Origin of the sequence: Wolbachia endosymbiont of Drosophila bicornuta (genome assembly GCF_028982105.1) — a bacterium.
In the GTDB taxonomy this organism is placed as follows: domain Bacteria; phylum Pseudomonadota; class Alphaproteobacteria; order Rickettsiales; family Anaplasmataceae; genus Wolbachia; species Wolbachia pipientis.
The window spans coordinates 1-555 of the sequence record NZ_JAPQLF010000012.1; the positions used below are offsets into that span (position 1 = coordinate 1).

Here is a 555-nt window from a genome sequence, read left to right on the forward strand (position 1 = left end):
CTTATGGCTATGGTAGAGCAGTAGCATATTATGATCTGTTCGGATTATTGTAAAAAGAGCTATAATTGTGCTTGTGATGCATAGGCTCCACCTGGAAGACTTAACTGGGCACCTCTTATCTAAGCCAAAAAACATATGGCATCACATTTGTTTGCCAATGATTTCTGAAAAAGTGGAGATAATCGACTCAATTACGACACAAGAAAAAGGTTTATATTCAAGAGAAGAGAATGAGTTATTATATCCCCTGGAGGGAGGAAGAGAAGAAGTTGAGATGATAAAAGTTGAACTCGGGAGTTACGCTTTTGCTGCTCAATATCAACAAAACCCCCTGCCGCTTTCAAGTGGTATAATAAAACAAGAGTGGTTAAAGCACTATAAAAATTTCCCTGATAATCTCTCACATGTAACTCAAAGCTTGGACACTGCAGTTTCAACAAACGATTCCAGCGACTTTAACGTCTGCACCACCTGGGCAAAAATAGATAATATAGCTCTTTTTACAATAATCCGAACAGACCGTAATATGCTACTGGCCTGCTATAGCCATAAACA

1 pseudogene is annotated in these 555 nt (G+C 38.6%); it reads left to right on the forward strand.

What is annotated here, in order from left to right:
- Positions 1-52: 52 nt before the first annotated feature.
- Positions 53-490 (forward strand): annotated as a pseudogene (locus OZD68_RS00070) (phage terminase large subunit); the annotation flags it as partial.
- Positions 491-555: the final 65 nt, after the last annotated feature.